General features: G+C 63.6%; 16 protein-coding genes. 7 read left to right on the top strand and 9 right to left on the bottom strand.

What is annotated here, in order from left to right:
• Nucleotides 1–80: 80 nt before the first annotated feature.
• Genes CK627_RS11265 through CK627_RS11255 form a run of 3 tightly spaced genes read right to left on the bottom strand, consistent with a single transcriptional unit; the run spans nucleotide 81 to nucleotide 5,849 of the window.
• Nucleotides 81–1,496, bottom strand: coding sequence for an efflux transporter outer membrane subunit (locus CK627_RS11265; protein ID WP_095592373.1), 1,416 nt, complete (start codon nucleotides 1,494–1,496; stop codon nucleotides 81–83).
• Nucleotides 1,489–4,638, bottom strand: coding sequence for an efflux RND transporter permease subunit (locus CK627_RS11260; RefSeq protein WP_017780780.1), 3,150 nt, complete (start codon nucleotides 4,636–4,638; stop codon nucleotides 1,489–1,491). Before CK627_RS11260 ends, CK627_RS11265 begins: the two co-directional genes overlap by 8 nt.
• Nucleotides 4,639–4,655: 17 nt before the next feature.
• Nucleotides 4,656–5,849: an efflux RND transporter periplasmic adaptor subunit gene (locus CK627_RS11255; protein WP_017782277.1), complete on the bottom strand. Its 1,194-nt coding sequence runs from the start codon at nucleotides 5,847–5,849 to the stop codon at nucleotides 4,656–4,658.
• Nucleotides 5,850–5,992: 143 nt separating this feature from the next.
• On the opposite strand from CK627_RS11255, the gene CK627_RS11250 reads away from it, so the two are divergent.
• The 3 genes from CK627_RS11250 (at nucleotide 5,993) to CK627_RS11240 (ending at nucleotide 8,749) form a co-directional block, all read left to right on the top strand.
• Nucleotides 5,993–6,634, top strand: coding sequence for a TetR family transcriptional regulator (locus tag CK627_RS11250; RefSeq protein WP_095593482.1), 642 nt, complete (start codon nucleotides 5,993–5,995; stop codon nucleotides 6,632–6,634).
• A 237-nt stretch (nucleotides 6,635–6,871) separates the two neighbouring features.
• Nucleotides 6,872–7,375 (top strand): class I SAM-dependent methyltransferase, encoded by a 504-nt coding sequence (locus tag CK627_RS11245; RefSeq protein ID WP_174704195.1) that lies wholly within the window; start codon nucleotides 6,872–6,874, stop codon nucleotides 7,373–7,375.
• Between the two features lie 195 nt (nucleotides 7,376–7,570).
• Nucleotides 7,571–8,749 carry a dicarboxylate/amino acid:cation symporter gene (locus CK627_RS11240; protein WP_005302882.1) on the top strand — a complete coding sequence of 393 codons (1,179 nt, stop codon included), beginning with the start codon at nucleotides 7,571–7,573 and terminating at the stop codon, nucleotides 8,747–8,749.
• A gap of 64 nt (nucleotides 8,750–8,813) precedes the next feature.
• On the opposite strand, the gene tesB is transcribed toward CK627_RS11240, so the two are convergent.
• From tesB to rnm, 6 genes are all read right to left on the bottom strand, one after another.
• Nucleotides 8,814–9,677, bottom strand: a complete 864-nt coding sequence (gene tesB, locus CK627_RS11235) for an acyl-CoA thioesterase II (RefSeq protein ID WP_095592371.1) — start codon at nucleotides 9,675–9,677, stop codon at nucleotides 8,814–8,816.
• 189 nt (nucleotides 9,678–9,866) lie between these two features.
• Nucleotides 9,867–10,790, bottom strand: coding sequence for a 23S rRNA pseudouridine(2605) synthase RluB (gene rluB, locus CK627_RS11230; protein ID WP_005302885.1), 924 nt, complete (start codon nucleotides 10,788–10,790; stop codon nucleotides 9,867–9,869).
• Nucleotides 10,783–11,379, bottom strand: a complete 597-nt coding sequence (gene scpB / locus CK627_RS11225; protein WP_095592370.1) for an SMC-Scp complex subunit ScpB — start codon at nucleotides 11,377–11,379, stop codon at nucleotides 10,783–10,785. The genes rluB and scpB overlap by 8 nt, the downstream gene beginning before the upstream one ends.
• 32 nt (nucleotides 11,380–11,411) lie before the next feature.
• Nucleotides 11,412–12,302: a segregation and condensation protein A gene (locus tag CK627_RS11220; RefSeq protein ID WP_167385321.1), complete on the bottom strand. Its 891-nt coding sequence runs from the start codon at nucleotides 12,300–12,302 to the stop codon at nucleotides 11,412–11,414.
• Nucleotides 12,295–12,915, bottom strand: a complete 621-nt coding sequence (locus CK627_RS11215) for an L-threonylcarbamoyladenylate synthase (protein WP_005302891.1) — start codon at nucleotides 12,913–12,915, stop codon at nucleotides 12,295–12,297. Before CK627_RS11215 ends, CK627_RS11220 begins: the two co-directional genes overlap by 8 nt.
• A 238-nt stretch (nucleotides 12,916–13,153) precedes the next feature.
• Nucleotides 13,154–14,035 carry an RNase RNM gene (gene rnm / locus CK627_RS11210; RefSeq protein WP_095592369.1) on the bottom strand — a complete coding sequence of 294 codons (882 nt, stop codon included), beginning with the start codon at nucleotides 14,033–14,035 and terminating at the stop codon, nucleotides 13,154–13,156.
• 437 nt (nucleotides 14,036–14,472) lie between these two features.
• On the opposite strand from rnm, the gene CK627_RS11205 reads away from it, so the two are divergent.
• From CK627_RS11205 to trpCF, 4 genes are read left to right on the top strand one after another with little or no spacing between them, the layout of a single operon-like run.
• Nucleotides 14,473–16,104 carry an anthranilate synthase component 1 gene (locus tag CK627_RS11205; protein WP_095592368.1) on the top strand — a complete coding sequence of 544 codons (1,632 nt, stop codon included), beginning with the start codon at nucleotides 14,473–14,475 and terminating at the stop codon, nucleotides 16,102–16,104.
• Nucleotides 16,101–16,718, top strand: a complete 618-nt coding sequence (locus CK627_RS11200; protein ID WP_005350219.1) for an aminodeoxychorismate/anthranilate synthase component II — start codon at nucleotides 16,101–16,103, stop codon at nucleotides 16,716–16,718. Before CK627_RS11205 ends, CK627_RS11200 begins: the two co-directional genes overlap by 4 nt.
• A 10-nt stretch (nucleotides 16,719–16,728) precedes the next feature.
• Complete coding sequence (trpD, locus tag CK627_RS11195) at nucleotides 16,729–17,757, top strand: anthranilate phosphoribosyltransferase (protein WP_095592367.1); 1,029 nt, start codon at nucleotides 16,729–16,731, stop codon at nucleotides 17,755–17,757.
• The gene (gene trpCF / locus CK627_RS11190) at nucleotides 17,757–19,253 is read left to right on the top strand and encodes a bifunctional indole-3-glycerol-phosphate synthase TrpC/phosphoribosylanthranilate isomerase TrpF (protein WP_167385320.1); all 1,497 of its coding nucleotides are present in this window, start codon (nucleotides 17,757–17,759) and stop codon (nucleotides 19,251–19,253) included. Before trpD ends, trpCF begins: the two co-directional genes overlap by 1 nt.
• Nucleotides 19,254–19,273: the final 20 nt, after the last annotated feature.

The following is a 19,273-nucleotide window of genomic DNA, read 5'->3' as shown; positions in this document are numbered from 1 at the left end:
ATATGTTTTTGCTCAAAAGAAACGGGGCGAACCCGATGGTTCGCCCCGTATTGGCCTGCTGATGGAAGGTATGAGTGTGCCTACTGCTGGCGCTCGCCCTTGTCACCCTCGGTATCGGTGGCTTGCCAGCCGCCGCCGACGGCTTTGTAGAGCGCGACCTGGTTGCTGAGCTGCGCCAGACGGGTACTGATCAGCCCCTGCTTGGCACTGAACAGCGAACGCTGGGCATCAAGCCGGGTGAGATAACTGTCCACCCCCTTCTCGTAGCGTACCTCCGCCAGCTTAAAGTAGGTCTGACTCGCCTTCACCAACTCCTGCTGGGCCTGCAGTTGCTGCTGATAGTCAGTCTGGGCGCCGAGCGTATCCGCCACTTCCTTGAAAGCGGTCTGGATGCTCTTCTCGTAGCTCGCCACCGCCTGTTTGGTGCTCACCTCGGCCACATCCAGATCCGCGATGCGCTTGCCGCCGTCAAAGATCGGCAGATTGATCTGCGGCATGAAGGTCCAGGTACCGGTGCCACCGTCAAACAGTCCGCTCAACTGATTGCTGGCGGTGCCCGCCGTCGCGGTCAGCGAGATGGTCGGGAAGAAGGCCGCACGGGCGGCGCCGATATTGGCATTGGCCGCCTTCAGGCTGTGCTCGGCCGCCAGAATGTCCGGGCGCTGTTGCAGCAGGCTGGAGGGGGCACCCACCGGGATGGCCGCCAGCTGCACCTCGGCCAGGGTCGCCGGCTCGGTCATCAGCGCGGGGACGCCGGTCCCGAGCAGCAGCGCCAGGCCGTTGCGATCCTGTTTCACCTGCCGTTGATACTGGGCCAGGCTCACCTTGGCGCTCTCCAGCGCGGTACGGCCCTGAGCCAGCTCCATCTCGGAGGCGGCCCCCAGCCGGTACTTGTGCTCGGTCAGACCATAGCTCTCCTGCTCGGTGGCCAGGGTCGCCTCGCTCAGCGCCAGCAGTTCCTGATCCGCCAGCAGGGTGAGATAGGCGTTGGCCACCGAGGCCACCAGCGCGATCTGGGTGCTGCGCTGGGTCTCGATTTGCGCCAGATAGGTCTCCAGCGCCTGATCTTTCAGACTCTGGACCCGGCCGAACAGGTCCAGCTCGTAGGCGGTGATGCCGATGTTGGCGCCGTACTGGCTGCTGATGGTGCCCTGCCCCGTGCTGCTGAGATCGTCCGATCCCTGCTGGCGGGTACCCGAGCCATTGGCAGCCAGGGTCGGCAGCTGTGCCGCCCGCTGGATCCGGTATCTGGCCTCGTAGGCCTCCACGTTGAGGGCCGCGATACGCAGATCCCGGTTGTTCTCGAGGGCCGTGGCGATCAACTGCTGCAGGGCGGGATCGAGGAACTGCTGGCGCCAGGAGGAGACGACCGCCTCCCCCGTCTGGTTGCTCTGCCAGGTGGCGCCTTGTGGCTGCTCGGGGCGCTGGTAATCGGGGGCCATGGAACAGCCCCCCAACAGCAGAGTCACGCTCAAGGCGATCAGGGTCTTAGTCATGTTTGATCTCCTCGGCATGGGCCAGACGCGCTTGCTTGGTGCTGTGTTTGGTGAAATAGCGCATCACCAGCACGAAGAACAGCGGCACAAAGAAGATGGCCAGCACGGTGGCACTGATCATCCCCCCCATCACGCCGGTACCGATGGCGTTGCGGCTGCTGGCGCCGGCGCCGGTACTGATCACCAGCGGCAATACGCCGAGGATGAAGGCGAGCGAGGTCATCAGGATCGGACGCAGACGCAGGCGCGCCGCTTCCACCACGGCTTCGCTCAGCCCCATGCCCCTGTCATAGAGCTCCTTGGCGAACTCGACGATGAGGATCGCGTTTTTGGCCGACAGCCCTATGGTGGTGAGCAGACCCACCTGGAAGTAGACGTCGTTCTCCAGCCCGCGCAGGGTGGCGGCCACAATGGCCCCCAGCACCCCAAGCGGTACCACCAGCATCACCGAGAACGGAATGCTCCAGCTCTCGTAGAGGGCGGCCAGACAGAGGAACACCACCAGCAGGGAGATGGCGTAGAGGGCCGGTGCCTGAGAGCCCGCCTGCCGCTCCTGATAGGAGAGACCGGTCCACTCGATGCCGATGCCTTCCGGCAGTTGCTTCACCATCTGCTCGATGGCGGCCATGGCGTCACCGGTACTCTTGCCCGGCGCCGCTTCCCCGACGATCTCCATCGCCGGTACGCCGTTGTAACGTTCCAGCCGTGGCGAGCCGAAGCTCCAGTCTGTGCTGGCAAAGGCGGAGAAGGGCACCATCTGACCGGCACTGTTGCGCACGTACCAGAGTTTGAGATCTTCCGGGTTCATCCGGAAGGGGGCATCCGCCTGCAGGTAGACCTTCTTGACCCGGCCTCTGTCGACAAAGTCGTTCACATAGGCAGAGCCCCAGGCACTGGAGAGCGTGCTGTTGATGTCGCTGATGGAGAGCCCCTGCGCCAGCGCCTTCTCGTAGTCGATCTTGATGTCGAGCTGGGGAGTGTCTTCCATCCCGTTCGGGCGCACCCGCACCAGGTTGGGATCCTGCGCCGCCATGCCGAGCAGCTGGTTGCGCGCCGCCATCAGCTTGTCGTGGCCCACGCCGGCCCGATCCTGCAGATAGAAGTCAAAGCCGGTGGCCGTCCCGAGCTCCGGGATCGGAGGCAGGTTGAAGGCGAACACCTGGGCTTCCTTGATGCTGAACAGGTAGCCCATGGCGCGGCCGATGATGGCATTGGCGCTGCGATCCGGCGTGTTGCGCTCCTTCCAGTCTTTCAGCTTGATGAAGGCCATGCCGCTGTTCTGACCGCTACCGGCGAAGCTGAAGCCCGCAACCGTCAGCACGGAGTCGACGTTGTCCTTCTCGTTTTTCATGAAATAGTCGCGCATGTCCGCCAGCACCACCTCGGTGCGCTGCTTGGTGGCACCGACCGGCAGTTGCACCATGGACATGATGACCCCCTGATCCTCTTCCGGCAGGAAGGAGGTGGGCATGCGCATGAACAGGATGGCCAGTACCGCCAGCATGGCCGCATAGATGATGCCGTAGCGCACCCCTTGCTTGACCACCTTGCGCACGCCGCTCTGGTAGCGGTTGGCGCTGGCGTCGAAGGCTCGGTTGAACCAGCCGAAGAAACCGCGCTTGGCACCGAACTCGCCATGCTTGATGGGCTTGAGCAGGGTGGCGCACAGGGCCGGGGTCAGGATCAGCGCCACCAGCACCGACAGCACCATGGCCGAGACGATGGTGAGGGAGAACTGGCGATAGATGGCACCGGTGGAGCCACCGAAGAAGGCCATCGGCACGAACACCGCCGAGAGCACCAGGGCGATCCCCACCAGGGCACCGGTGATCTGGGTCATGGACTTGCGGGTCGCTTCGAGCGGAGAGAGATCCTCCTCGCTCATCAGGCGCTCCACGTTCTCCACCACCACGATGGCGTCATCCACCAGGAGGCCGATGGCCAGCACCAGACCGAACATGGTCAGGGTGTTGATGGAGAAGCCGAACGCCGCCATGACGCCGAAGGTCCCCAGCAGCACCACGGGCACCGCGATGGTCGGGATCAGGGTGGCGCGGAAGTTCTGCAAGAACAGATACATGACGCAGAACACCAGGAAGATCGCCTCCACCAGAGTCTGCACCACCTCCTCGATGGAGATCTTCACGAACGGCGTGGTGTCGTAGGGGTAGACGATCTCCATGTTGGCCGGGAAGTAGGCGGAGAGCTCGCCCAGCTTGCTGCGCACCTTCTCGGCGGTATCCAGCGCGTTGGCACCGGTCGCCAGCTTGATGGCCACCGCCGCGGTGGGTTGCCCATTGTAGAGCGCCTCGGCATCGTAGCTTTCACCGGCCAGCTCGACTCGTGCCACGTCTTTGAGCCGCACCTTGGAGCCGTCCTGGTTCACCCGCAGCAGGATGTCGTTGAACTGCGCCACGGTGGAGAGTCGGGTCTGCCCCATGATGGTGGCGGTGAACTGCTGATCGGTCACCGCCGGGGTGCCCCCCAGCTTGCCAAAGGCCACCTGGGTGTTTTGCGCCTTGATGGCGGCCTGTACGTCACCCGGGGTCATCTGCACCCGGTTGAGCTTGTTGGGATCGAGCCAGACCCGCATGGAATACTGGCTGCCGAACAAGGTGATGTCCCCTACCCCGTCCAGACGACTGAGCGGCTCCTTGATGTTGGCTACCACATAGTCGGCCAGGTCATCGTTGGTCATGGCGCCATCTTTGGAGATGAAGGCGGCCACCATCAGGAAGCTACTGGAGGTCTTCTGGACCCGGATCCCCTGCTGCTGCACCTCTTGCGGCAACAGCGACATGGCTTGCTGCAGCTTGTTCTGCACCTGTACCTGGGCGATGTCGGGGTCGGTCCCCGGCTGGAAGGTGAGGGTGACCGATACCCGGCCGGAGGAGTCCGACTGGGAGGACATGTAGAGCAGGTGATCCAGCCCGGTCATGTTCTGCTCGATGATCTGGGTCACCGAGTCTTCCACCGTCTTGGCGGAGGCCCCCGGGTAGCTGGCGGAGATGCCCACGGCGGGCGGCGCAATGCTCGGATACTGGGCAACCGGCAGGCCTATGATGGCCAGGCTGCCCGCCAGCATGATCACCAGGGCGATCACCCAGGCGAAAATGGGTCTGTCTATGAAAAATCGTGCCATGAGGCGACTACTCCATCCTACTTGTTGACCGGGGCATTGGCCGGCGCCTGGGCAGACGGCGCAGCGGCGCCCTGTTCAGCCGGCGCCACGACAACCCCGGGTTTTACCTTTTGCAGGCCGGCGACGATCACCCGCTCACCCGCCTTGAGACCGGATTCCACCACCCAGTCACTGCCGACGATGCGGCCCAGCTGCACTTCACGCAGCTCCACCTTGTTGTCCGCCGTCACCACCATCACGGTGGCACCGCCTTTCGGGGTACGGGTCACCGCGGTCTGCGGCACCAACAGCCCTTCGGCGCGCTCGCCCTCCTGCAGGGTGGCACGCATGAACATGCCCGGCAGCAGCAGCTGATGAGGGTTGGGGACGATCACCCGCAGGGTCACCATGCCGGTGGTCTCATCCACGGTCACATCGGAGAACTGCAGCGAGCCCTCTTCACCGTAGGTGGAGCCATCTTCCAGCTGGAAGCTCACCCGGGCGCCTTTCTGCTCGTCCTGGGTCAGCTTGCCGGCCGCCACCTGGCGCTTGAGGCGCAGCAGATCGGCGGTGGACTGGCGCACGTCCACATACATGGGATCGAGCTGCTGGATGGAAGTGAGGCTGTCGGCCTGCTGGGCCGTCACCAGCGCCCCCTCGGTCACCGCAGACTTGCCGATGCGACCGCTGATGGGGGCCGTGATGCGGGTGTAGGCCAGGTTGATGTTGGCACTTTGCAGCGCCGCCTTGGCGGCACCGATTTCGGCCAGCTGCTGCTTCCAGGCTGCGTCGGCGTCGTCATACTCCTGGCTGCTGATGGCCTTCACCTTCACCAGCTCGGCATAGCGCTTGGCCTTGAGGCGGGCGCTCTGCTCGTTGGCCTGCGCCTTGGCCAGGTTGGCCTTGGCACTGGCGACGGCGGCCTGATAGACGGCGGGGTCGATCTGGTAGAGCAATTGACCGGCCTTGACGTCGCTGCCCTCGGTAAAGAGGCGCTTGAGAATGATGCCGCTCACCTGGGGGCGCACCTCGGCGACCCGCAGCGGGGCGCTGCGGCCGGTCAGCTCGGTGGTGAGCTGCAACGGCGCCGTATGCAGGGTGACGACATCCACCGCGGCCGGCGGCATCGCACCGGGTCCTTGCTGGGCGGGGCCCTGTTCGCCGCAAGCGGTCAGCAGACCGCTCGCCAGCAGCGCAAGGCCGACTGAACGTGCGAGAATATGTTTATGCATGAAAAACCTGAGCCTCTGTCTATCAATGAAAAACCACAGGGTTTATAGGACCCGGTTGGTAAAATTGGAAAGATGAGGCAATATACATACATTCATAAATGTATGTAAGTGACTTTTTTTACTTTTACAAGGTGCGCAGAGAGATGGCCAGAAGAACCAAAGAAGAGGCGCAGCAGACCCGCTGCCACATCATGAGTACGGCCCTGGATCTGTTCTGCTCACAAGGCCTGGCCAAGACCAGCCTGACCGACATCGCCAGGGCCGCCGAGCTGACCCGGGGCGCCATTTACTGGCATTTCAAGAACAAGGAAGAGCTGTTCGTCTCCCTCTGGGAGGAGCTCTGCCAGCCCCTCTCCCACCAGCTCGATGCCTGCGTCTCCGAGCAGGAGCCCGACCCCCTCGGCAAGCTGCGCAGCTTCCTCAAGGGGGTGATCATCAAGATAAGCACCGAGCCCGCCCATCAGCAGATGTTCACCATACTGTTCAACCTGGAGTCGCTGGAGGGAGAAGCCATCTCCTTGCGCGAGCACATGCGCAGCCAGTCCAACAACTTCTTCCGGGATCTGGAGATTACTCTGGGCAATGCGGTGCGCCTCGGCCAGCTGCCGCAGGAGCTGGATCTGCAGCGGGCCGCCACCCTGCTGCACTGCACCCTGGATGGCTACATCATCAACTGGCTGCACTTCCCGGATCGCATCGACTTGCGCCAGGAGGCCGACTTTGTGCTAGACAACCTGTTCGCCCTTGTCGCCCAGTCCGGCGGCCCGGCCACCCGCCGCACCTGACTCACAGCCGCTCAACACAGGTCCATTGGCCGGCGCAGACACTCCCCAGTTCCCTCCCCTTCCTTTGGCGCCCCGGCGCCAAATTGGCTCAAATTTGCTATAGTCACGCCCCCGAAACAGAGTAGCGTCCCCGAAAAAGTGCCCGCCATGTCCCGTTCGTCTCCCCATTGCCCGCCGATGTCCCTTGCCACCCCCTCAGCCGACCCACTGTCCGTCGCGCGTCAGCAGTTTCTGGCCTTGCTCCATTGTGGTGCCCATCTGCTGGAGGCGGGCTGCGGCGAAGGCGACGATCTCTGCTTCTTTCGCCAGCAGGGGCTGGTGGTGACTGCCTTCGATGCCCGCCTGGCGCAGGCCAGGGTAGCCTCGCGGCGCAGCGGTCAGCCGGTACGGGTATGCCGCATCGATCAGCTGCGCAGTGTGGTGCCCTATGACGGCATCTGGGCGCGCGGGGCATTGCCGCTGCTCGCGGCCAGCGAGCTCAGCGACGCGCTGGCGCACCTGGCTGGCCTGCTCAAGCCTGCCGGGCCGCTCTACTGCGCCTTTCCCCACCCCAGTGGCCAGCCGGCCTCCAACGACGGCACGCCTGAAGCCACCTCTCCCTTAGCCGAAGATCGCCTCTCCCGACTCGATGAGGAGGGCCTGCGCCGGCTCATCGCCCCGCTGCCGCTGCAACTGCAGCAGTGCTGGGAGAGCGAGCAGACGGATGGCCGCTGGCTGCACGCCCTGCTGCTTCGCAGCTGAAGGGCCGCACCAAATTAATCACCCGCAGCACTTCGCGATCGCCTGGCCAGTGGCTATCACCACCACGATCACATTTAACAATATTTAACTCGACATTAACGCACCTAAGACAGACATGATGCGGATTTTGTGTTAAAAATCGGCATTAAAATCAAAATTAAATAACAAATCAGACACTAACACCTGGATTTACTTATGAAACTTGTCCTCAAACTGGTTGCCGGCATCCTCGCCGGTCTCTTGCTCGGTCTCTACGCCCCTGAATGGGTCGCACGCGTGCTGTTTACGGCCAAGACAGTCATAGGTCAGCTGATCACCTTCACCATTCCGCTCATCATCCTGTTCTTCATCATGAGCGGCATCGCCAGCCTGCCGAAGAACTCCGGCAAGCTGCTGGGCAAGACGGTCGCCCTCTCCTACTGCTCCACCATACTGGCCGGCCTGTTCGCCTTTACCGTGGCCAGCAACCTGATCCCGCGTCTGACCAGCGCCGCCGAGTCCACCGCCGAGAGCGCCATCAAGCTCACCTCCTACATCAATCTGGAGATCCCGCCGCTGTTCGGGGTGATGTCGGCACTGGCCGCCGCCTTCGTGTTCGGCATCGGCATCAGCGCCACCCAGGCCACCGATCTGCGCCGGGTCGCCGATCAGGGCCGCGACATCATCGACCGCCTGCTGGCCAAGGTGATCATCCCGCTGCTGCCGTTCTACATCGCCGGCGTCTTCGTCGAGATGACGGTGGAAGGCACCGTCTTCGCCACCCTGAAGACCTTCGGCGTGGTGCTGGTGATGGCCATCATCATGCACTGGCTCTGGCTCTCCGTGCTGTTCGTCGGCACCGGTCTGGCCTTGGGCCGCTCCCCGGCCCAGCTCATCAAGAACATGCTGCCGGCCTACTTCACCGCCCTTGGCACCATGTCCAGCGCCGCCACCATCCCGGTCGCCCTGCAGGCCAGCAAGAACAACGGCGTGAGCGCCGGCATCGCCAACTTCACCGTGCCGCTGTGCGCCACCATTCACCTGTGTGGCTCCACCATCACCCTGGTGACCTGTGCCACCGCCGTGATGTTCCTCTCCGAGCATCTGGCCATTCCGGGCATCGGCACCATGCTGCCCTTCATCATGATGCTGGGCGTCATCATGATTGCCGCCCCGGGTGCCCCGGGTGGTGGCGTCATGTCCGCACTGGGCCTGCTCACCTCCATGCTGGGGTTCGGTGAGGCCTCCATCGCCCTGATGATCGCCCTCTACCTGGCCCAGGACAGCTTCGGTACCGCCTGCAACGTCACCGGCGACGGCGTGATTGCCCTGTGGGCCGATCGTTTCGCCCAGAGCGGCGAGACAGCCCTCAGCGCCGAGCAAGACGCCGCCTGATAGAGCAAGCAGATAAAAAAACGGGAGCCATCGGCTCCCGTTTTTTGTTGGCGCTCAGCGCTAATCAACCGCGGCGGCGGATCACCCCCTCCTGCGCCGTGCTCGCCACCAGCACCCCGTCGCGGGTGAAGAACTGGCCGCGCACCAGTCCACGACCGGCGCTGGCGCTCGGGCTGTCCACCACGTAGAGCAGCCAGTCGTCCAGCCGGAAGTCCCGGTGGAACCACATGGAGTGGTCTATGGTGGCCACCTGCATGTCCGGCTCCCAGTACGACACCCCGTGGGGCTGCAGGGCGGTGAACAGGAAGTGGAAGTCGGAGGCGTAGGCCAGCAGGTACTTGTGCACCCGCTGATCGTCCGGCATCTGGCCATTGGCCTTGAACCAGACGTGGCGCACCGGCTCGTACACGTCGGGGCGGATCGGGTCGACCAGGGTCACCGGGCGAATTTCGATGGGCTTCTCGCACATGATCTTGTCGCGCAGGGCGGGCGGGATCTGCTGCTCGTAGGGGCGCACCAGCTCCAGTTCGCTCTTGAGCTGCTCGGGGGGCGTGATCCCCGCCGGCATGGGGATCTGGTGTTCAAACCCCTCCGCCTCGACCTGGAAGGAGGCGTTGAGATAGAAGATGGGCTTGCCGCCCTGAATGGCCTTGACCCGGCGGGTGGAGACGGTCTGACCGTCGCGGATGTTCTCCACGTCGTAGACGATGGGACGGTTGGCATCGCCGGGGCGCAGGAAGTAGGAGTGGAAGCTGTGCACCTGGCGATCGCTGGCCACCGTCTGCTTGGCGGCTGACAAGGCCTGCCCCATTACCTGTCCGCCAAACACGGCCCGCAGACCGAGATCTTGGCTCTGGCCCCGAAACAGGCCCTCCTCGATTTTTTCGAGCGCCAGCAACGCCAGCAGCTCATCAAGTACCTTGCTCATTATTATCTCCTGTGTCAGTGCCGGAAGGCTAACAAGCCCGCCCTTGCCGGGCAACCACCCCGGCCCCCTTCAGCCGCCTGCCTGGCCCCATTAATTCAGCAATCCTGCACATTGAACAATAACGGACGCAGCAGGCACCAACGAAAAGGCCCGCCGAAGAGGCGGGCCTTTTACAGTGCGACTGGGCACTTACTTGCTACCGGTGCCGGAGTTGCGGGTCGAGGCTTGCGGCTTGCGACGGGCGGTAGTGGCACGGGCACGCGGCTCCTTGCCCTGCATCTCCTTGTGACGCTTGACGGCGCGACGGATCTGGGCGGCCTGCTTGTGGCGGCTGGCCTTGCCATCCTGCTGCAGATCGACCTTGGACTCGGTCTCCGGCGGCAGGTTGACCAGGCCGCGCAGGTAGTTCACCTCGGGCAGTTTGAGCTCCTGCCAGCCGCCGCGCGGGATACCGCGATCCAGCTTGACGTCGCCGTAGCGAATACGCATCAGGCGGCTCACCTGCACTTCCTGGGACTCCCACAGGCGGCGCACTTCACGGTTGCGACCCTCGGTCAGGGTAACGTTGAACCACTGGTTCAGACCCTCACCGCCGGCCGGCTTGATCTTGTTGAACTTGGCCATGCCATCTTCCAGCTGCACGCCCTTGCGCAGGCGCTGCAGCATGGCTTCGGTGATCTCGCCAAACACGCGCACCGCGTATTCCCGCTCCACTTCGTGGCTCGGGTGCATCAGCCGGTTGGCCAGCTCACCGTCTGTGGTGAACAGCAACAGACCGGAGGTGTTGACGTCGAGGCGGCCGACCGCGATCCAGCGGGCCCCTTCCATCTTGGGCAGACGATCAAACACGGTGGGACGACCTTCCGGATCGTGACGGGTACACATCTCCCCTTCCGGCTTGTGGTAAGCCAGCACGCGGCAGATCACTTCCTCTGCGGCGCGGGTCTTGACCTGGTGACCATCCACCCGGATCACGGCGTTCACTTCGACGCGATCCCCCAGCGTGGCGACCTTGCCATCCACACTGACCCGACCTGCGGTGATCAGGGCCTCCATCTCACGACGGGAGCCGTGACCCGCGCGGGCCAACACTTTTTGCAGTTTTTCACTCATCGGGGTTACCTGATTGTTGATCGCTGCCCGTCTCTGCCAACGTCAGAGTGGACAACGAGGGTTGCAGTTCGGGATCAAGCTCGGGGAGCTGCTCCAGACTCTGCAGATTAAAATAATCCAGAAATTCTCGGGTGGTGGCGAGCAGCTCCGGGCGACCCACCACCTCCTTGTGACCTATGCTGCGCACCCAGCCACGTTCTTTCAGGGTATTCACTATCTGGCTCGAGACCGCCACTCCACGGATGGCTTCGATCTCGGCCCGGGTGATGGGCTGACGATAGGCGATCAACGTCAGCGTCTCCATCACGGCGCGCGAATAGCGCGGGGCCCGCTCGCTCCAGAGCCGCGAGAGCTCCTCCGCGTACTCCTGGCGGGCCTGAAAGCGCCAGCCGGAGGCGACCTCTTTGAGCTCCACCCCCCGCTCGCTGTAATCCTGCCTGAGCTCGGCCAGCAACAGCTGCACGTAGCGGCTGGTGACCGGGTAGTCCGCCAGCACACTGCTCTTGAGCTCGCTGACGTTGAGCGGGCGCCCGGCAACAAACAGCGCCGCTTCGATCAGCGTCTTGAGTCGTTCAGCCGGCAGCGCCATGGTCCGCTCCTCGCATTATCGGCCGCAGCCGTTCAGTGGGCAGCGCCACGCTCGCTCTCCTCATGCTGGCCGGCCAGGGCAAAGTGAATGGGCCCCAGGGGTTCCGCCTGCAGGATCCAGATCAGCTGCTCCTTGCACAGCTCCAGCAGCGCCAGAAACGTCACCAACACCCCCATGCGCCCCTCTTCGGCGCGCAGCACCTGCTCCAGGCGCAGGGTCTGGCCCAGCGAGAGCATGGCGAGGATCTCCGCCATGCGCACCCGGGTCGGGATCTGCTCGCGGCGGATCTGGTGATGTTCAAAATGAGTCGCGCGTTTTACCACACTTTGCATGTAAAGGGCGAGCTCAACCAGCGAAACATCGGGCGCCAGTGGTTTCAGATCGCCAAAATCCGGCACCATGGCGCTGGCGACAAAGATCTCCCGCTCCAGCCGCGGCAACTCGTTGACCCGCTCAGCCCCCACCTTGAAGCGCTCGTACTCCTGCAGCCGGCGGATGAGGGTGACACGGGGGTCTTCCCCCTCCTCTTCGTCCTCCAGCTCCGGCGCCTTGGGCAGCAGCATGCGGGATTTGATCTCCGCCAACCAGGCCGCCATCAGCAGGTACTCGGCTGCCAGCTCCAGATTGAGGCCCTGCATCAGCTCCACGTACTCCATGTACTGGGCGGTGATCTGCAGGATCGGCAGGTTGAGGATGTCGAGCTGCTGGCGCCGGATGAGGTAGAGCAAGAGATCGAGCGGCCCCTCGAAGGTATCGAGAAACACCTCCAGCGCATCGGGCGGGATGAACAAATCCTGGGGCAGCTCATGGTAGGGCTGCCCCAGCACCCGGGCGATGGGAGAGAGCGCCGACGGTGCCCCCTCGCCAGCCCCGGCGGGCGGCTGGGCGGCCGTCATGGCGACCGGTTCGACCGTATCACTCAAACGGGGTCGGATCCCCGGCACCGCGCCGGCGCAGCACAGGCTCGTCGTCGGAGAAGTCCACCACTGTGGTAGGCTGCTCGCCCAGATAACCGCCGTTGACCACCAGATCCAGCTGTTTGCCCAGCTTGTCGAAGATCTCCTCCGGGTCAAACTCCGCCATGTCAGATTCCGGCAGGATCAGGGTGGTGGAGAGCAGCGGCTCACCGAGGGCCTCCAGCAGCGCCTGGGCAATCTTGTTGTCCGGTACCCGGATGCCGATGCTCTTCTTCTTCTCGTTCATCAGGCGGCGCGGCACCTCTTTAGTGGCCTTGAAGATGAAGGTGTAGGGGCCGGGGGTGTTGTTCTTGATCAGGCGAAACGCACTGTTGTCCACCTTGGCATAGGTGGAGATCTCGGAGAGATCGCGGCACACCAGGGTGAAGTCGTGGTTGGGATCGATGCGGCGGATGCGGCAGATGCGCTCCAGCGCGCCCTTGTCACCCATCTGGCAACCCAGCGCATAACCCGAATCGGTGGGATAGACGATGACGCCGCCATTCTGGATGATCTGCACCGCCTGGCTGATCAGACGGGCCTGGGGGTTTTCCGGGTGTACGTAAAAGTGCTGACTCATGACTCGTTCTCGCAATGGGGGCAGCAATCTCTGCCCGCTTGATGGCCGCGAAGCCGGGCTTCACGACACTACCTTACTCTGTTTGGCGCCCGTTGGCGCCCTGCAACTCTGGGGCGGTTACCGGCTCGCCAGCAACTCTGCGTGTTGCTCAGTGGTAAGCCCAAAATGACCGGGATACGCCAACCATAAATATGGCCATACCCTCTTGTCCGGTGTGTTCCCTATTTCGCAAATACTGTTACCGACTCGCCAGCAACTCTGCGTGTTGCTCAGTGGTAAGCCCAAAATGACCGGGATACGCCAGCCATACCGGCATCCCCTCCTTGGGCAACCAGAGGTGGCGACCCAGTTCGGTCCAGTTGGAGGGGAAGTGAAAATCCGACCCCACCGAGATGTAGAGGTCGTGCTCTTTGGCCCACTGGCCGAGATTCGCCCGCTCCTGGGGGCTCTGCTGAGGCAGCGAGACCTCCATGGCATCCCCTCCGGCCACCTTGAAGGCCACCAGCAGCCGCTTGATCCACTTGGCGGTGAGATCGTAGCGGCTCGGGTGGGCCAGCACAGCCAGGCCACCGGCGCCGTGAATGGCGCTGATCGCCGCGCCCATCTCGGGCCACTCGGCCGGCACATAGCCCTTGTTGCCCCGGCTCAGGTACTTCTTGAATACCTTCTGCATGTTGTCGGCCACCCCGCGCGCCACCAGCACCCGGGCAAAGTGGGCCCGGGTCACGGCCGCATCACCAGCCAGCTGCTTGGCCTCTTCATAGGTGCCAGGAATGAGACACTTCTCCAGACGACGCCCTATTTCCTGGGCGCGCGCTTCGCGACGAGCCTGTTGGCCGACCAGAAAATCGGTGAGCGCCACATTTTTTTCATCCACCCCCAGCGCCACGATATGGATCTCGTGATGCTCCCAGCCGGTGGAGATCTCGACCCCGCTCACCAGCCGCAGCGGCAGTTGCTCGTTCTCGATGGTGCGGCGCACCTCATCAAGCCCGGCAAGGGTATCGTGGTCAGTAACTGCTAACACCTCGACCTGTTTTTCGGCGGCGCGGCGCACCAGTTCGGTGGGGCTCAGCACCCCATCCGAGGCCGTGGTATGGCAGTGTAGATCGAATCTCATCAGATTATTCCGCTCTCGTGGTCAGGTCACCATGGGTACACATTCGGTGAAAGAAGGCTAAAAAGCGACTTGACTTGGCCGCGGCTTTATCGTTTTCTGTAGGCACTTCATTGCAAACATCTTTTTACAGGACTTTATCATGCAAACGACTTCCATCCTGACCATCTGGTGGTGGCACACTCCCTGACATGCGGGCGTGTGGTCGTTGCTGTACCTGTAAACCTGACAGCAAATAAAGAACCCAAAGAAAAAGCCCGCTGACCCCAGCGGGCTTTTTTATTATCCGGCAAATGGACCTGTGATGAAACCGAGAATTCAGACAAGCAAGCTGACCTGGCGATGGCGCCCCTGAACCAGCCACCCCGGACCCATTAAATTTTCAAGGAATTCAACGTCATGAACATCGGTAAACAGCATCACACGCGAGGGAACGCACTATGACAGCCAGCCATCGCCTTCCTCTGGGTGAATTCGATACCCTCACCCTCAACGCCCCCTATGTGGCCGATCCGCTGGCACTCTACAGCGAGCTCTGCCAGGGTCGCCCCAACAACCTGCTGCTTGAATCGGTGGAGATCGACTCCAAGGCGGGCAAACAGAGCCTGCTGCTGGTGGACGCCTGCCTGCGCATCGAGTGCCGGGGCCGCACCGTGCAGGTGCGCAGCCTCAACGACAACGGCGCCCAGCTGCAGAGCCTGCTGGCCGAGCGCCTGCCCGCCGCCGTTACCCAGAGCATGGTGGCCGGCGAGCTGCAGCTCGACTTCCCGGCCTCAGATCGGGAGCAGGACGAAGACAGCCGCCTCAAGGGGATCAGCGTGCTGGACGTGCTGCGCACCCTGCAGCGGGAGCTCGATTGCCAGCTGGGCAAAGAGGCGCTCTTTATGGCCGGCAGCTTCGCCTACGACCTCATCGCCTCCTTTGAAGATCTGCCCGAAGTGCCAGAGGGGAGCAACGACTGCCCCGACTACTGCTTCTACGTGGCCGAGACCCTGATCACCATCGACCACATCGCGCGCTCCACTGCGCTGCTCGCCTGCATCTTCGGCGGAGACAGCGACGAGAGCCGGGTGGAAGACAGATACCACCGCCTGAGCGAGCGCCTCGCCCAGTTCAAGCACGCCTGCCAGCAAGCCCCCGCGCAGGCACCTGCCACCCCGGCCCTCGCCGGCGGCATGAGCGTGGACAAGAGCGACAAGCAGTTCTGCGCCGAGGTGGAGAAGCTCAAGGGCTTCATTCGCCGCGGTGACATCTTCCAGGTGGTGCCGTCCCGCTGCTTCTCCCTGCCCTGCCCCAGCCCCGTCGCCGCCTACCGCCGCCTCAAGCAGACCAACCCCAGCCCCTACATGTTCTACGTGCAGGATGAGGGCTTCACCCTGTTTGGCGCCTCCCCCGAAAGCGCGGTGAAATTCTGCGCCACCAGCCGCGACGTGGAGATGTACCCCATCGCCGGTACCCGCCGCCGCGGCTTCAACCCCGATGGCAGCATCAACCGGGATCTCGACGGTCGTATCGAGCTGGAACTGCGTCAGGACGAGAAAGAGGTGGCCGAACACCTGATGCTGGTGGATCTGGGCCGCAACGACATCGCCCGCATTTCGGAGCCGGGTACCCGCTACGTCAAGGAGCTGCTGAAAGTGGATCGCTACAGCCACGTGATGCACCTGGTCTCCAAGGTGGTCGGCACCTTGCGCGCCGACCTTGACGCCCTGCACGCCTATCAGGCCTGCATGAACATGGGCACCCTGACCGGCGCCCCCAAGATCCGCGCCAGCGAGCTCATTCGCATGGTGGAAGGCAAGCGCCGCGGCAGCTACGGCGGCGCGGTCGGCTACCTCAACGGCGCCGGCGAGATGGATACCTGCATCGTCATCCGCTCCGCCTTTGTCAAAGATGGCATTGCCCATGTACAGGCCGGTGCCGGGGTGGTCTATGACTCCAAGCCCCAGGCCGAAGCGGACGAAACCCGCGCCAAGGCGGCGGCCGTGCTGGCCGCCATCGCCGCCAGCCATGGCACCTCCCTGCAAGCCCTGAGCGCCCAGCAGGAGCAACATAAGGACGTGAGCCAATGAGTACCGGATCAACAGCCACTAACATCTTCCTGCTCGACAACTTCGATTCATTTACTTACAACCTCGTCGACCAGTTCCGCTCCCTCGGCTATCCGGTGCGGATCTACCGCAACAGCCTGCCGGCGAGCCGCATCATGAGCGAGATCGCCGCCTGTGAAGGGGACGCCGTGCTGGTGCTCTCGCCGGGCCCGGGCGCCCCCCACGAGGCGGGTTGCCTCATCGACCTTATCAAGCTGGCCCGCGGTCAGGTGCCCATCCTCGGCATCTGCCTTGGTCATCAGGCTCTGTGCGAAGCCTACGGCGGCACCGTCGGCGCGGCGGGCGAGATCGTCCACGGCAAGCGTTCGCTGATTGAGCACAACGGCCACGGCGCCTTCGCGGGGCTGCAAAGCCCCTTGCCGGTGGCCCGCTACCACTCGCTGGTCGCCACCTATGTACCGGAAGAGCTGACGGTGATTGCCCACTATCAGGGCATGCCCATGGCCATCGAGCAGCAGGATGAGCGGGTGCTGGGCTTCCAGTTCCACCCGGAATCCATCATGACCTCGGAAGGGGCCCGTCTGCTCACCCAGGCGCTCGCCCATATCACCCGTCCAGAAAGCAGCGTGCGGTAAGGAGACCAACATGCATCATCATCTCAACACCCTCTATCAGGGTCAGTCTCTGAGCCGTGAAAGTACCCGCGACGCCTTCGGCCAGGTGGTACGTGGCGAAGTGGATCCCATAGTGCTGGCAAGCCTGCTGACCGCCCTCAAGATCAAGGGGGAGACGCCGGAGGAGATCGCCGGCGCCGCCGAGGCCCTCTTGGCGGAAGCGCGCGACTTCCCGCGTCCGGATTACGAGTTCTGCGACATCGTCGGCACCGGTGGCGATGGCCTCAACACCATCAACGTCTCCACCACCTCGGCGCTGGTCGCCGCCGCCTGCGGCCTGAAAGTGGCCAAGCACGGCAACCGCTCGGTCTCGAGCAAGTCGGGTTCAAGCGATCTGCTGGACAAGATGGGCATCAAGCTGGACATGAGCCCGGCGCAGGCGCGCCGCTGCCTGGACGAGCTCGGCATCTGCTTCCTGTTCGCCCCCCAGTACCACGCCGGGGTGCGCCACGCCATGCCGGTTCGCCAGGCCCTCAAGACCCGCACCCTGTTCAATGTGCTGGGGCCGCTCATCAACCCGGCTCGCCCCACCTATCAGCTGATGGGGGTCTATGCCCCCGAGCTGGTGCGCCCCATCGCCGAAACCCTGCTGGCACTGGGGCTGAAAACCGGTATGGTGGTGCACGGCGCCGGCCTCGACGAGATTGCCATCCACGGCCCGACCCAGGTGGCCCAGATCCGTGACGGCGAGATCCGCGAATTTATGATCACCCCGGCTGACTTTGGCCTCGAGACCTATCCGGTCAGCGCCATTCAGGGGGGGGAGCCTGAAGAGAACCGCGCCATCACCGCCGCCATTCTGGAAGGGCGTGGCACCCCGGCCCACAACGCCGCCATCGCCGCCAACGTGGCGCCACTGCTGCTGATGGCGGGCAAGGCGAAAGATCTCAAGAGCGCGGCGGCCGAGGTGCTGGCGGTGCTGGCGAGCGGCAAGACGGCGGAGCTCGCCGCTCGGCTCGCCACTTTGAGTCATCAGGAAACAGGCCATCAGGAGGCATGATGTCAGCCACCATGTCGCACAGCAGTCATTCAGAACGCCCGCAGGGCAAGAGCCAGTTTCGCAAGGATAACGAGATGTCAGACCTTATTGCCCCCCATGCTTTTCTGAACATGGCCTCCATCAGCCAGACCATTCTCGGCAAGATCGTGGCGGCCAAGCAGGCGTGGGTCGCCGCCCGCAAGCTGGCCCAGCCGCTGGAGAGCTTCCAGAGCGCGCTGACCCCAAGCGATCGGGATTTCGTCGGCGCGCTCAAGGCGGGCTCCACCCGCTTCATTCTGGAGTGCAAGAAGGCCTCCCCCTCCAAGGGCTTGATCCGCAACGACTTCAGCCCGGAGGCCATCGCCGACATCTATGGCAAATACGCCACCGCCATCTCGGTGCTGACCGACGAGAAGTTCTTTCAGGGGGATTTTGCTTATCTAAGCCGGGTGCGCAGCCGCGTCAGCCAGCCGGTGCTCTGCAAAGATTTCATGATTGACCCCTACCAGGTCTATCTGGCCCGCCACTATCAGGCGGACGCCATCCTGCTGATGCTCTCGGTGCTCACCGACGAGGGCTATCGCGCCCTGTTCGCTGTGGCCAAGGAGCTGGGCCTTGGCGTGCTCACCGAGGTGAGCAACGAGGAGGAGCTGACCCGCGCCATCGCCCTGGGGGCGCCGGTGATCGGCATCAACAACCGGGACCTGCGCGACCTGAGCGTGAATCTGAACCGCACCAAACAGCTGGCTGCTGACATCCCGGCCGATCGGGTGGTGATCAGCGAGTCCGGCATCAATCATCGCGCCCAGGTGGCGGATCTGCGCCACCACGCCAAGGGCTTTCTGGTGGGCTCATCCCTCATGGCCGAGCCGGATCTGGAAGCGGCGGTACGCAAGCTGATACTGGGCCAGAACAAGGTGTGCGGTCTCACCCGCGCCGAGGATGCCGCCGCCGCCCATCAGGCGGGCGCGGTATTCGGTGGCCTGATTTTTGTGGCGAAAAGCCCGCGCTATGTGGACATCCCCGCCGCCCGCGCCGTGATGACGGGCGCGCCGCTCTCTTACATCGGGGTATTTCGCAACGCCCAGCCCGCCACCCTCGTCAAGACGGTGGAGGCGCTGGGGCTCGCCGCGGTGCAGCTGCACGGGGATGAAGACGCCGCCTATATCGAGGGATTGCGCGCGCTGTTGCCGGCTGGCTGCCAGATCTGGAAGGCCGTCGGCATCACAAGTGGTGAGCCGCTGCCCGCCCTCGACTACCCGGCGGATCGCCTGCTGCTGGATACGAAAGTCGGCAGCCAGAGCGGCGGCACCGGTCAGGCGTTCGACTGGGCCCTGCTGGCCACGCTCGACAAGAGCAAACTGATGCTGGCGGGCGGCCTCAACCCCGACAACGCCCTGCAAGCCGCGCAAGTGGGCTGCCTCGGCCTTGATTTCAACTCCGGGGTAGAGAGTGCCCCGGGTCAGAAGGATGCGCACAAGATAGCGGCCGCTTTTTCCGCCCTGCGCAACCTGTAACGCAACCATTTTCGATGTTT

Source organism: Aeromonas dhakensis (genome assembly GCF_002285935.1).
Classification (GTDB): Bacteria; Pseudomonadota; Gammaproteobacteria; order Enterobacterales; family Aeromonadaceae; genus Aeromonas; species Aeromonas dhakensis.
The sequence above is the reverse complement of the archived record's forward strand: the minus strand, read 5'-3'. Positions and strand labels throughout refer to the sequence as shown.